Here is a 15,224-nt window from a genome sequence, read left to right as displayed (position 1 = left end):
ATTGTTTATTTGATCTAATTTTTACTCCCCTACCATCACAAAGGCGCCCCAGTAGTATGGCTTGTCATACTTTTCTTTTAAACGTTTTTGTGCTGTATTGAACGCGAGACGCTTATCTCCGTGAGTAAGCCACTCTTCGTAAAAGTTAGTCATCAATTCCTGTGTAGCCGCATCATCCACCGTCCACATCGACATGATCAGGGCATCTGCTCCGGCGATCTGAAAAGCTCGTTGCAAGCCATAAACACCTTCTCCGTTTTTGATTTCACCCAGTCCTGTTTCGCATGCGGATAGCACCACAATATCTGTTTCATCCAGATTAAGGTTCATGGCCTCAAAAGCGGTGAGAATGCCATCATCCGTTCCCTGACGTTCATCCAATTCACCCGTACGGATGAAGCTATTTGCTCCAGCAAGAACCAATCCTGAGCGGAGCAATGGATTTTCAACATACTTATCGTTGCTTGCATCGTCCGGATCCAGCTCCAGGAAAAATCCGTGTGTAGCGATGTGTAGGGTGCTCGGGTTTTTGATTTCTTTCAGTTTGTTTTCAACAGCCTCTTCAAGCAAGTAAACCTCTGCCTCTTTAGATTTTTTAGTATAAAGACTATCAATCAGTTCCACTTCTTTTTTCGTTCCGGGAAGCATCGCCAGCCCGTTAAACGAACGCATATAACGAACAAGGTTTCCACGGATACCCCGAGGAACGGTTGCGCCCCTTTCAAGTGTTCCTGTGCCGCCGCTACGCATACCTCTACCCCCATTACCGGCTTCCTCACTGTCTTCGTCTTCTGTACCCATATTGTAGTTGGGGTAGCCAAAGAAGACACTACCTGAGCCATTATTTATATCTGCTTCAGCAAGCAAGTCTTTCGTATTTGTTACAATAGAGAGATCAAGTTCATCAATGAGATAGCTTTTGGTAGCGGGGTTCCTGAGAGTGTAAATGCTGATTTGGTTATAAACCCCATCAGGAGCTAAGTATATCTTTTTAACATCGCCAAGTCGATTGGCAATAGGTCTCCAAAAAAGACGATAGCTATAATCTTCAGCGATTTTATACTTAATGGCATTTCGATAGTTCGCCAAATATTTGTTTTCCATCTGGGCGCCATTACGGAGGATGACCATTTCCGGGAAGTCTTCCGTATCTGCTTTTACAATCAATGCAGCATAGTGAACTTCATCTGTAAATACTCCCGCCGAGTCAGTTGAGAAATTGCGATACCGAACCATCTCAATAGCTGCTTCTCCCGGTTTCAACGTCTTTTGTACATCCTGCCAGGTCAATTTTCTGTTGGCGAAGTTTTTACCGAAAACTTTTGAAGATTTACTCAATTCCTCTTCCAGCTCATTAGAGCGTTCAGTCAAAGAATCAATTTTCTTGTTTCTCTCGTCCAGTTCAATATCTGTAGCACTGAAAAGCTTGGCCAGCTGTTCTTTTTGACTAACCCAGTTTTCATATTTAGCAATCAAAACGTCATCTCCACTGGACAGGATACTTTCGCGTACTTTGGAAGTGGCGTACATGATCAGTCCTTTTAGCGAAAGCTGATAGTTATAAATCTCACCTATCAATTCTTTATCTTCTCTGGAGGTTTCCTCAATAAATGAAACATACTGTTCAAAAGCAGGCTTGAGGTTGGTGTAATAAAAAGTAGCTTTTTCTTCTTCTGTTAGTACAGGAAAGAACGTGTTGATTTGATTGAAATAGTTATCAAACGTCTCCTGATAAAAATTCAGAGCGTCTTCATTCTCACCCATTTTCCAGTTTAGGATAGCCATTTGGTTGGAGCTTCGCGCGAAAAACGGATGGGTTTCACCTAATCGTTTTTTCCTTACCTCATAAGCTTTTTTGGCCAGAGGCTCTGCTTTTGATATTTCCTCATATCCAAGGTGCGCATTAGCCAGGTTGAAATAGGCAAAAGCGGTCTCCGGGTGATCTTCTCCAAATGCGGCCTCATAAGAAGCAATCGCTTTCTGACCGTAATCGATCGCGTCACCTACATAGCCACGCTCATAGTATAGTCTGGATAGCATGGTTTCCACTCGCCCCTGATCGATTCCTCCACCGGAGGATTCGAATATTTCCAATGCCTGCTTTAATGCAGATTCTGCATTCTGATATTGTTCGTCTTCGAGATAAGAGAGCCCCAGATTTACAAGGTCCAATCCACTTATAAAAGAGTCTGCTCCATAGTACTCACTGTTTACCTGCTGTACTTCCTTTTGAATTTCAATGGCACGCTGATAGTCCCCAAGTTCAAAATAGACCTGACCAAGGTTGGCATTCAAATTGGCGATCACATCATCATTCTCACCCTGAATACGCTTGATGATATCCAGTGCCTGAGTAAATAATTCTTCCGCTTCCGGGATTTTTGCTTTCTCCAGGTAGAGAATGGCAAGACTATTTAAAGTGGACACATACTCGAAAGTGGCTTCTAAACCATTTGATTCAAATTTGTTCAGGCTTTTCGCAAATGCCCGTTCTGCTTTTTTAAAGGAACCTTCAGATGTGTATGCATCTCCTTCCCATTTGTAGGTCACAGCTTCCTCAATTGAATTTTTGTCAACCTCTTTTCTGAGGTCTTCTGCCATGCTTAGCAGCTTGGTAGCTTGTTCGGTTTGGTTATATAACTCAATGAGTGCGCTGGTCACATCATAGTATTCTGTGCTGCTTTTGCCAAACTCTTCGGCTTCCTGGGATTGAAGTTGCAATAGGATATTTTCAGCTTTAGAATAGAATCCAAGTTCATTTTGAAGGGTAGCAATATTGAATAAAAGGTCTTTTCGGTTGCCATCCGGGTCTATTTTTTCCCGAAGCGCTAATTCCAGATTGTAAAACTCAAGGGCTTGCTGAAAGTCTCCCAACTCATAGTCATATGCTTCGGCCAGGTAGCTGTAAACGTTCGCGGCAACAGTGTCTTCTCTGCTTAGAAAAGTCTCTTTCGCCAAATCCTCATTGTCCAAAATGGTGGCATAATCATAATCCAGATAGGCATCATCCAGCTTGTAATAGAGTTTTTCAGCCTTTTTACTTTCAAAGGCATATTGGCTGAATAGCGTAGTGCTTAATAAAATCAGAGTGGCGGTTTGTAAGAATTTCATACGTCGAATCATTTTGATTTCACATGGAATAGGTCTCAGGAGAGACGTATTTCATGGTAGTGATTTAGGTACTAAGAAAGCAAGGGTTTATGAATTTGAAAAATGGGTTGCTTCCAAAGAAGCAAGATAGCATATCCGAATATGACTGATTCCCTGATTCATGGCGAGAATGAGATTATTGATCGAAATAACCTCTTTATCAAAAGAAAACACCGAAAACTGAAACTATTTTTAAAACATATTCGCGAGAGAAATACCCGATTTGTGGTATTCCTTTTTGCCTTAGAATTAATCTTTTTTGTAGAAACTTTCCACCAACTATCACAAAAATGAACGACAACCACCTAGTCAGGTCACTTGCCTTAGTCATCTTTTTATTTATTGGTTTCATAACTAATGCCCAAAATCAGGCTCTGGATTTGTCCGGTGCAGGTAATGAGGTCAATGTCAATTACGATTTACTAACCACCGGATTTACTGTGGAGCAGTGGGTTTATTTCCCTAACTCGATAACTCAGAATACCTCCTTGATAAATCAGACAGTAAGCAATACTGCAAGACCCTTAGATGCCTATGTGACTTCTACGGGTCAGGTTTCTTTTTGGATAGGAGATGACGTAAGTTCATTGGAAGGGTTGTCAGGAGTAGGTGCAATTACCGCAAACACCTGGCATCATGTTGCCATTGTATATGACCCTTCTTCCACGGGTACTGAAGGGCAATTATACTTAGATGGATCCCCAACACCCGCAGCAACGGTAAGTTACAATGTTGGTACAGCAACCAATGATAATCAGGTTCGGATTGGTAGAAGAGCTGACGGGTTAGAAGGCGATGATATTTACTTCGATGAGGTAAGGATTTGGAATAGCCCTAGATCAGGTGCCCAGATAAGTGCCAACTATGACACAAACTTAGACCCTGCTACAACCGGTTTGGATGTTTATCTGAAGTTTGATAGTGGTTTGGGTTTGCAAGACTTTGCATCTGGCAATGGTGATCAGTCTGGAACTATTGCTGCAGGATCTGTTGCATATACTCCCGGTGTGTCCCTTCAAAATAATGCGCTGAATTTTGATGGGACGGATGATGTGGTTGATTTGGGCTCTGTGGCTCAGTTTAATATTGGTACTTCATTCACCTTTGAAGCATGGATCAACCTTGATTCTTATCCTTCATCACTTAATGCGATGGTTTTTAATAAGTGGCAGAGTGGTTTGGAAGATAAGATTATGGCTATTACGCCTTCCGGAAGTATTTTATTTAGCCTATTTGGAACTTCAGTAAATGTAACCTCTCCCTCTTCAGTTCCATTGAGCCAATGGGTTCATATAGCAGCATCTTATGATGGAGTGAACGCAAACATTTATATCAATGGAGCGCTGGATGCAAGTGCTGCCGCCTCAGGAGATGTAGGAGATGGAACCGGGACCTTGTACTTGGGAGGAAATGCAGAAAGATCACCTGCTGAGTTTGAATATCTGGATGGTAGTCTGGATGAAGTGAGGTTTTGGAATATTGCAAGAACACAAGCAGAAATCCATGCGAATGCCTATAGTTCCGTTTCACCTTCGGGAGCTTTGACTGCTTATTACGATTTTAACATAAATTCAGCTTCAGGAGATAATACAGGAGCTACAAACCTCTATGATGCCGGAGGTACCGGGTTAGATGGAACATTAAGTGGTCCGTTCTCACTGATTGGCTCAACTTCCAACTGGGTGACTTCCAATGCCTGGGACAATGATGTTTTTGCCCCTTTGTTCGATGTTGGCTTTCCTTCTGTTAGTGACATCACTGAAAACTCCTTTGACATCACATCCAGTGCTAATGAAGGAGGTTTAGTCTATGGAGTGGTTTTGCTGGATGGAGCTCCTGCTCCGTCAAGTGCGGAAGTGAAGGCCGGTACAGGCCAGGGAGGCTCACCAGCTCAGACCTTTTTCAATTTTGGCACTAATTCCACTGCAAATGATGTAGGGGGGGACTTGTTCCATGGTACGGCCTATGATGTATACCTCGTTGCTGAAGATTTTGAGCCCAACACTCAGCTAATCCCCACACAACTGGACGTGACCACCCTAGGCACGCTAAATAATACTCGCATTCGATGGAGTAGATGATTACGTGGCAATACCGGATGCGGCTTCTCTGGATATCACCTCTGACCTGACGATTGAAACATGGGTAAAGTTTTCTAGCGTGGTAAATGAGGAAACGGTTTTGGTATCAAAGTGGAACCCGGATGACACTCCGGAAGATCGTTCATATTTACTTCAGGTTTCAGGTACTTCGGATTTAGGATTTGCTGTGTCTACAGATGGAACAACAGGTGCAGAGGGCGTAAATTTTTCATTTGTTTCGGCTAACTACTCCTTTACTGCTGGTCGATGGTATCACATTGCCGGGACTTATTCTCCATCAAATGCCCTTCGAATTTATGTAAACGGGGAGTTGATTGGTGAGAATACAACCAACATCATGGCTTCTATCCATAATAGCAACTCATCCGTCGTGTTAGGTGCTAACGGGAACTTTGCTGAAGTTGGTGTTGGTAACGTATCTACCGGGGTTGCGATGGAAATGGACGAAACGAGGATCTGGTCCATTGAGAAATCTCAAGCTGATATTCAGACTGATATGTTCAACACCCTGACAGGTAGTATTACCAATCTTAATGCTTCATACACCTGCAATTACACTTCCGGCACAACACTATCAGATGACGGATCACTTGGGAACAATGGAACATTAAATGATAATAACAATGGAACTGCAGATGGAATTACCGCCGGACCTATTTGGGGAAACTCCACTGTTTATGATGCTGATGTAGTTGCACCCTTCAATATTTCGGGCTACCCATTTGTTGATAATATCACTGAAAATGGATTTCAGATTACCACACAGCTTTCTGAAGTAGGAACTCTTTCCTACGTGGTTTTAACCGACGGAGCATCTGTTCCCGGGAAAGATGATATACGCGGAGGGACCGGCTTTTTAGGAGCTCCGGCGGAGGCATTCGGAACCATAAATGTAAGCACCCCATTGGTTGATTTTTCGGATATTGTATCTGGATTAAGTCCCTTAACTAACTATGATGTTTACATGGTGGCAGAGGATTTGGAAGGAGTTCCTAATGTTCAGATTAATGTCGACTTCTTCGATGTAACGACCAATGCAGCACCTGTTCAAAATGCACTCGACTTTGACGGGACAGATGATTATGTCATCGGAACAGGGATCAATTTGGCCAGTAGCGATTTTACCGTAGAGGCATGGTTCAACACTAATGATGTAACTGCTACACAAAGCATTTTTTCATTGGGAAATGCAGGAACAAATAACCAGTCTCTACATATCAATCTCGAGGAAACACAGGTGTTGATTGGCTTCTTTTTTGATGATGTGGCCATCCCATATACGGTACCAACTGGTTGGAACCATATTGCAGTTACTCACAATGCAACAACTCGTGAATCAAGTCTATATATCAATGGTCAATTTATCGGTTCGGGTACGCATTCTGGAAACTTCACCGGAAACACAGACTTTACCATCAGTAGAAATGCATGGGATGCTTTCACTGGGTTTTTTAATGGTCAGCTCGATGAGTTGAGGGTTTGGAATGATATAAGGAGTGAAACTGAGATTGCCTTCAACAGGTATACTGAAATTGATCCAGTGCCGGAATCGAATTTAGTTGCCTACTACCAATTCAATGAGGCCTCAGGTACTTTATTGCCGGATTCAAAAAATTCAAATGGTGGAACCTGGAATGGTTCAGGAGGTGGGGCCTATACGACTCCTCAGTGGATAGCATCCACAGCATTAGACATCCCTCCATACATTGTTACAAATACCAATGACTCTGGAACCGGCTCCTTAAGAGATGCCATTACCCATGCAAATGCAAATCCGGGCACGTCGATTTCATTCCTGATTGGTGAACCAACACCTTGGCAGATCGACTTAAGCACTGCACTACCATCCATTACTGCAGCAGGGACCATCATAGACGGGTCTACTCAGCCAGGCTGGGTATTTGGCGACCCAAATAATATGGTGACAATAAATGGCTCATCAGTAGGGACCTCAAACGGAATTGAAGTTAGCGATGTAGCTAATGTGGAAATCTATGGGTTGATCATTACTGGTTTTTCTGGGACTGGAAGCACAGGAGCAATTATCATCAATGGAGAAAATGCTGATGGTGCGGTGATAGGTGCTTTTGATAAGGGTAATATTATTCATGGTAACACGAGCAGTAATGGAATTTATATTGTCAGTGGAGACAATGCGACCATTCAGGGCAACTGGATAGGCACACTCGATGGAACAAGTGCATCAGCCAATGGACATGGGATTAGGACTACTACCAACGTAGATGGCCTTTTGATTGGTGGCGATTTTTTCACTGGTGAAGGTAATGTGATCTCTGGTGCCGGCCCTTCTGATTACGGAATTCAGATTGTTGGTAGCGACAATGTAGACATCAGAGGGAATCTCATCGGAACAAACGCCACAGGCACTGGGGCTATCCCAAATCTGGGAGGAGGCATAATCCTTGAAAGTGGAGCCACCTTCATTGCCATTGGCGGACCATCTCCGTCTGATCAAAATATTATCTCAGGAAATAATAGTCGAGGGATCTATGTTCTGTCAGCAACTGACGTGGATATAGATGGTAACCTGATTGGGCTGGAAGGAGACGGAATCTCCCCTCTGGGAAATACTGGTAATGCGATTCTTCTTAGCACTAGTCCATCCAATATCAATATTGGCTTGCAGCTGGCTAATAAAATTTCATATAATGATGGATATGGTATTTTCTACAATGGCCTCAGCTCTCTACAGGGTCCAGCTCCGGTCAATGAGATCACATGTAATACTTCTGGTGGAATAGGTTTTGGAAGTACACCGGATGCAACTCCTCCTACCATTGACACCATCACTCCGACAGAAGCAACTGTGTCTACAACTGCTGCAGATGGAAGCACAGTGACGGTATGGTTGGCTACCGACGGGTGTAGTAATGACCAGGGTGTCTCCGTCGCAGGAACAGGAGTTGTTTCAAGCGGACAGGCCATCGTCTCCGGTTCGTTTTCTACCGGGGAATACTATACAGCTTATGTGGAAGATGTAACACTTGGGACGTCACCGTTCTCAGCCAGCTACTTCTTTGCTTCGGCATCCAGTTTCATCACCACATGGAGTACAAGTGATGGCACCATAACCATTCCTACTAATTCAGGTTCTTATTCATACAACTATGACGTAACCTGGACCAACCTGACCAACACAGGTGTGGGGGACGGATCACTTACTTCTCAAACCGGAGATGCTTTGCTATCCGGCCTTGAGAACGGCAGTACTTATCAGGTAGAAATCACAGGTACATTTCCTGCCATTTATTTTTTTGGAGGGTCAGAAGCCACCAAACTGTTGACCGTGGAGCAGTGGGGCAGCAATTCATGGGTTTCAATGGCAAATGCCTTTAATGGGTGTTCAAATCTTACGATTCCAGCTGTAGACGCACCGGATCTTTCGGGTGTAACTAGCTTGGCAAGGATGTTTGAGGGTGCCTCTTCTCTTACTACCGAAGATTTTAGTGGATGGGATGTATCTACAATTAATGATATGTCTCGGATGTTTGAACAAGCCACTAATTTCAATGGAAATGTAACTAACTGGAATGTTTCTAACGTGTCGAACATGTCGTTTATGTTCTTTGGTGCTTCAACCTTCAATCAAGACATATCTGGCTGGACAACCAGTTCGCTATCAATTGCAGATGCAATGTTTAGAGATGCAAGCTCATTTGATCAACCCATAGGCTCATGGAGCACAACCAATCTTACAAGTGCACCATCGATGTTTTATAACGCCACAGTGTTTAATCGGCCGCTATCAGGTTGGGATGTGAGCCAACTCACAGAGCTGTATTCGATGTTTGAAAATGCTGTAGACTTTGATCAGGATCTTAGTAGTTGGGATGTGAGTCTTGTTACTGATTTCTCATTTATGTTCAGTGGGGCTACCTCTTTCGCTCAGGATTTAAGCTCTTGGATGACCACCAGTGCCCAGAACATGGACTATATGTTCAGTGGTGCCAGCTCTTTCAATTCAGATCTTTCCGGTTGGAACGTAGAGAGTGTGGCTTTCATGGAAGCAATGCTAGACAATACTGCCATGTCCATAGCCAACTATGATGCTACCCTGATCGGTTGGGGAAGCCAAACAGTGCAATCGGGGGTGCTACTAGGGGCGAATGGATTGACCTATTCTTCGGCGGCACAGTCCGCCCATGACGAACTTACTGGGACCAATTCGTGGACAATTGTGGGGGATATGCTGGATGCCGGCGAATCAAACAACGCACTCAATTTTGATCGAACCGATGATTATGTGGATTTGGGTAACCCGCCAATCTTGCAGCAAGGTGATGATCTTACCCTTGAGGCATGGGTTTATTGGAACGGGGATAATTCTCAGCCGCACACTATTATAAGTCGGGCAACATCAGGTGAAGCATCAGCAGATAATGTTTTGTATTTGTTTCAAATTAATAGTGATGGACGTGTACGTTTGTTTTATGAGTATGATGCCGGTCTTGATGTAGACGCTTATTCAACTAATGCTATACCGACAAATACCTGGGTGCATGTCGCCGTGACTCGTGAAACTGGTCCTAGTACCGCTGCAGATACCCGCACACGATTCTACATAAACGGACAGCTGGATGGTGAAATCACCGGTCAGGAAGATCCATGGGATGGTGGTGGTGGTCATCTTGTATGGATAGGAGCGACTAATCAGACAGGTTCCGAGCGATACTTTGGCGGATCGATCGATGAATTGAGAATATGGAATATTGAGCGTACGCAGGGTGATATTGAAGCTGATATGAATGTCAACCTGACAGGTTTGGAATCTGGTTTGTTAGCGTATTATGATTTCAATCAAGGTACCGCGGAAGGAACAAACACAGGAGAAACCACCTTATTCGACCTTTCGAGCAATGCAATTAATGGAACATTAAATGGATTTGCTTTATCAGGGACTTCATCCAACTGGGTTACTTCAGGTGCTCAGGATGGAGGCGGTTCTTCCTCAGATTTTGCATTGGATTTTGATGGGACTGATGATCACTTGGTGGCTCCAGATATTACTGAACTAGGAATCACTGATGGTACTATAGAAGCATGGGTCAATCCAGCTTCTCTTGCTTTGGACGGAGGGTCAGTACAAAGAGTATTGGCTAAGCCAAGTAGCACAGGAAATGAAAGCAGTCCATATCAGCTTGTCATTACGGATGGAGGAGCTATCCGGTTGACTCTGGGAAATGGTGGCTCTTCTGTTTCTTACGATTCTAATACTGGGCTAGTTCAAACGGGAATCTGGCAGCATATTGCGGTAACCTGGGACGGTTCAAATGTCCGGTTTTACTACGATGGTGTAGAAGACCTGGTGTTTACTCAGACCATAACTCCAAATACAAATACATCAAGTTTAATTATAGGTGGATTCAATGGAATTTCTGGCTCAGGCCAATTCAATGGTGCTATTGACGATGTGCGGATCTGGGATTTTGCCAGGAATGAAACGGCTATCAATGACACCAAAGATTTTTATCTGATCGGAGATGAGACTGGACTTGTAGCATACTATCCTATGTCGGATGGTACGGGGAGCACAATAGCATCAGACAAATCCAATTTTGTGAATGATGCTACGCTCACTAATATGGCTGAAAATACCGACTGGGTTGATGGACCAGGGTTGATCAATTCTGGTGGCGGTTCAAGTATCTTCGAAGACTTTGAGTCAGGCACAGTTCCTTCTGCAGATTATTCCGGAACCTTGTCGCTTGGGTCTGGTGATTGGGAGAGTAATAGTCTGTCTCCCGAGATGACAAATGTGCAATCAGGTGCGGAAGCCATTTCGTTCAACCAGGCTGGAGATTATTTACAATCATTCGAGATAGCCGAAGGGGTAACAGATGTTTCCTTCTTTGTTAATCAGGATAATGGAGATGGTGGTGAACTGGATGTGCTTTACAGCACAGATGGCGGATCGTCATTCAATTCTGCTGGTCAAACAGGTCTTTTCACATTTACGGCGTATGAGGAATTTATCATTCCAGTTGGAACCACTGAGCCTACGATCATAAGAATTGAGGCAGTGACTACTAATGAGCCGGTATATCTGGATGACATTACCATCAATGTCAACGATGGTGGAAGCGGTCCAACAGGATTGCCGAGAGTCATCTACTTCACAACGCCAAGTGCAACGGACGTTAATAAAGTAGAGATCAATGGAGGAATTGAAGAGTCCTTGGTAGCATCGAATAGCGGCGTAGGTGATTACGGCATTGCATATTCTGCGTTTTATGATCGCGTTTATTACATCGATGGGTCCAGCACTGGTGATAAGATCATGTCTGTACAAAGTGATGGTCAGGCCGTTCAGGAGTTTGCTGACCTGGGAACTTCTGGAGCAGGGGGATATGGTAGCCTCGCATTGGACACTGTTTCTAATGTACTCTATGCAGTCACACCAACTGGCCTCCAATCATTCGATCTGGCGGACGGAACCCCAATTACCAATTATGGTGATATTTTGATTGGTTCCACAGGTTCAGTGAGTGATATAGAAGTTTATGATGGAAATCTTTTTTGGTCTCAGAGCGGACTCGACAATGGAATCGCCGTGGCATCTCTATCAGACATATCGGGCACCTCTCAGTTAATCGTTGATCCTTCCGTCACGGGTTTTATTCAAGGATTGACAATCGACCCTCTTGATAACAGGCTTTATTGGACTACTGGTGGGGGAGAGATCAGAAGCGCTAATTTCGACGGATCAGATGAATCCATTCTTGTTGATGGTTTATCCAATTTGGAAGATCTGGAAATGAACTATGAAAATCGTCATTTGATCTATGTGACTGATAACTTAAGTTCAACGATCGAGGCGATCGATACGGAAGGAACACCTCAGGGGACTTTGCTTTCTTTCTCAGGTTCTATCAACTATATCCATCCATACACCACATACAGTATTGGAGCAGGTGGAAGTGACTTTTACGAAGATTTTGATAGTGGCCTTACCTCAACGACAGATCCGTCTTTCCTTCTTGAGAGCGGGACATGGCTAACTCAGGGTGTTAAATCCGCTGAAAATCCCGCACTTGCTTCCGGCGGTGAGGGAGATGCTGCATATATATTCTTTGGAACGGGTAACTATCTCGTATCTCCGACCATTGAGAATTCTACTTATGTCACCTTTGATTATCGAGCAGATCCCGTTTCAGCAGGAACTTTTGATTTTGACGTTTATGCATCGGATGATGGTGGATCTACATTCACCAACTTCCTTGGATCGGGCTCAACTGGTGGAACAGAGTACATTCAGTTCAATTATAATTTCGGAACAGAGTACACCGGACCAATTCAGATTATTTACACCGGAACTGGTAGCGAAAGTGGTTTGATTGATAACTTCAATTCAGATGGAAGCGAAATTCCGGTTGATGTTACTTATACTACTTTGAGTATACCGGGTGGAGGTCTGTCTCCCGGTTCCACAGACAACCTCATTTATGGCTTTAGTATTGCTCCTGCAGATGATGTGCGAACTATCGGCGTGATTCTTACGCTGGATGATTCGAACTACCTGTCCGGGGATTTTCCTGCCAACCCAGTGAAGTTGTGGAGCAATACCACAGATGATTTTGGTAGTGCTGCAGAGATTGGCAATTATGATTTTGCCGGGACTATTCCGGAAGGCCCAACAGTTGATCCAAATCAGGTGGCTCTGCTGTTTGAGGATGTCCTTACTGGTGGGACTACCACCTATTATTACGTCACCATTGATGTAGATGCAGGGGCATTGGTAGGTAATTCGCTTTCGGTTCAGCCGATCAACTTCGAGCAAGAGGTAGGAATTGAACAAAGGACAAATCAACTCGGATCATTGAATGGTGGAAACTTGTTTACCATTCAAGCCGGATCCTTTGACCCACCAAATGTTTTAGCTGCAACCGGTATTACATCTACAGAGTTTACAGCCAACTGGGAAGCCGCAACAGGCGCGATTGGATATTTTGTGGACGTGGCTACTGATGCTGCCTTTACCAAGATCCTGCCTGACTATGAAGATTTTGATGCTGAAACTAATGTGGGGCTCTTTGTTTCCAATCTTGATTTCAGGCAGAGTTATTATTATCGTGTAAGAGCGGATTATGGGGGAGGAAATGTTTCAGTCAATTCTGCCGTGGAGTCTTTAAAAACAGATATTGATGCGATAACATTAGCCGATTCACTTGCTTTGGTTCAGATATATGATGCAGTAAGTCCACAGGGTTTAAACTGGGAAAGTGCCAGATTAAGAGACTGGGATGGTGTTGTGTTGAACCTTGCTAAAACAAGGGTTAGAAGAGTGGATTTCCCTTCTACTGGTGCTGTTGGTGAGATGCCTAACCCATTTGCTGCAGAAACTGATCCTGAGAAAGGTCCTTTGGACATGGAAAATGCACTCTCGGTCTTGAATCGAATGAATGTTTCTAACAATGAAATTTCGGGGTTAATGGATTTTGCCCCAACGGCAATGAACAACTTGAATGTTTCAGGCAACAGTCTGACTTTTGGTGATCTGGAGCCATTAATGTCCCTGGATATTACGACCCTGAACTATGCTAATCAAGCGAGCATTCAATTTCTTGAGGATAATGGAGGAGAGCCAATTTTAGAACCTCATTTAGGTGATCCTGATCTGGAAGTAATCACTGATGGTTCTGATAATGTATACACTTGGTACCGAAATGATGTGACAATTTCTTCAGGCACTGAGTTTGGAATTTTTGGTGGCACATTAGTGATCAATGACATAGATTATGAAAATATGGGTGAGTTTAGAGCGGAGGTGACCAATAATATTGTAACAGGGTTAGTTGTTGATGTCGACCCACAAATTGTGTATGCTACTGCGGATGTAACAATGACACTTAATGATCTTGATGGTGATTTATTGAATGGTGAAACCTTCAATGGAGCACTACTCGAAGCGATCAGAAGAGATGCAGGATATGATACGTTGGAAAGAGCTCCTAATGTTGATGCAAATTTTGTTTTCAATGACGTTGTGCTAGGTGACTACCTCTGTGGTATTGATCCACTAAATAGAGATGATTTCATCCCAACTTATTTTGGTGATGCGTTTGAGTGGGAACTGGCAGAAGTGATTGAGCTAAGAGCAAATACTTCGCTGGATATCCGTATTACTGAGGTACCTCCTGTTTTAGGCCCGGGAGATGGTGAGGGTACGCTTGATGTTCTCATTGAGGAAGATTTTGGTGATGAGGATGGGAGGCTAGAGGCCAGAAGAAGAGCGAAAAAGCGTAAGTGTGGATTGAAAAGAAGAAGAAGGGGTGGGCGTACTGATCAGGATGAATTTGAGTTGATTGCCTACGGGGAAACAGATGATAACGGAGAATTCCAGTTTGGATTCTTGCCGCAGGGCGAATATCGTTTCTTTGTGGAATATCCTGGTATACCTTTAGATGAAAGTGCATTCGTTGAATTTGAGGTAGGTGAAGCGGGCGTGAGTGATACGGACTTCAAGCTTCAGGCGTTTGCAACTGAGGATGGAATCGAGGTAACAATCGAAGCTGTTTTGGGTGTTATTTTAGAGTACTTTAAGGATTTGGCGATTTATCCAAACCCATCTGACGAATACTTAAATATTCGATATCGCCACTTGAAATCCAATTATGTGACTGCACAACTTGTTGATTTGGCCGGTAATACACTTTGGACTTCTGATCTAAGAAATGGATTTGATGGGGAGGTAAGGATTGATGTGACGGGCTATGAAGAAGGGATGTATATTTTGAGGTTCTATGATCGAGAGCAGCCAAATGAAAATGTGGTGAGTTTCCGTGTGCTTGTCAAAGAATAATTATCTAATTAACTGCTATTATAGAGGGATGACATTGCGTCATCCCTTTTTTGTTTGCACATCCTTGGTAGTTCAATATACCGTATTCACGGTATTAAATGCAGGCTTTTCAGATTCTAGTTTTAAACCCCAATTGAAAACCAATTTTCGTC

General features: G+C 43.5%; 3 protein-coding genes. 2 read left to right on the top strand and 1 reads right to left on the bottom strand.

Features of this window, described 5'->3' with window-relative positions:
• Positions 1-21: 21 nt before the first annotated feature.
• The gene (locus ACOQON_RS16190; protein WP_420576465.1) at positions 22-3,111 is read right to left on the bottom strand and encodes a CHAT domain-containing protein; all 3,090 of its coding nucleotides are present in this window, start codon (positions 3,109-3,111) and stop codon (positions 22-24) included.
• 329 nt (positions 3,112-3,440) lie between these two features.
• On the opposite strand from ACOQON_RS16190, the gene ACOQON_RS16185 reads away from it, so the two are divergent.
• Both ACOQON_RS16185 and ACOQON_RS16180 read left to right on the top strand, forming a co-directional pair.
• On the top strand, positions 3,441-5,231 hold the full coding sequence (locus ACOQON_RS16185; protein ID WP_420576464.1) for a LamG domain-containing protein: 1,791 nt from the start codon (positions 3,441-3,443) through the stop codon (positions 5,229-5,231).
• Between the two features lie 4 nt (positions 5,232-5,235).
• Positions 5,236-15,072: a BspA family leucine-rich repeat surface protein gene (locus ACOQON_RS16180; RefSeq protein WP_420576463.1), complete on the top strand. Its 9,837-nt coding sequence runs from the start codon at positions 5,236-5,238 to the stop codon at positions 15,070-15,072.
• Positions 15,073-15,224 lie beyond the last annotated feature (152 nt).

Origin of the sequence: Ekhidna sp., from assembly GCF_965221965.1 — a bacterium.
Taxonomy (GTDB): Bacteria; Bacteroidota; Bacteroidia; order Cytophagales; family Cyclobacteriaceae; genus Ekhidna.
The sequence above is the reverse complement of the archived record's forward strand: the minus strand, read 5'-3'. Positions and strand labels throughout refer to the sequence as shown.

Coding starts and splice junctions, on each gene's coding strand:
- ACOQON_RS16190 (WP_420576465.1), bottom strand. CDS start 3,111: ATGAAATTCTTACAAACCGCCACTCTGATTTTATTAAGCACTACGCTA.
- ACOQON_RS16185 (WP_420576464.1), top strand. CDS start 3,441: ATGAACGACAACCACCTAGTCAGGTCACTTGCCTTAGTCATCTTTTTA.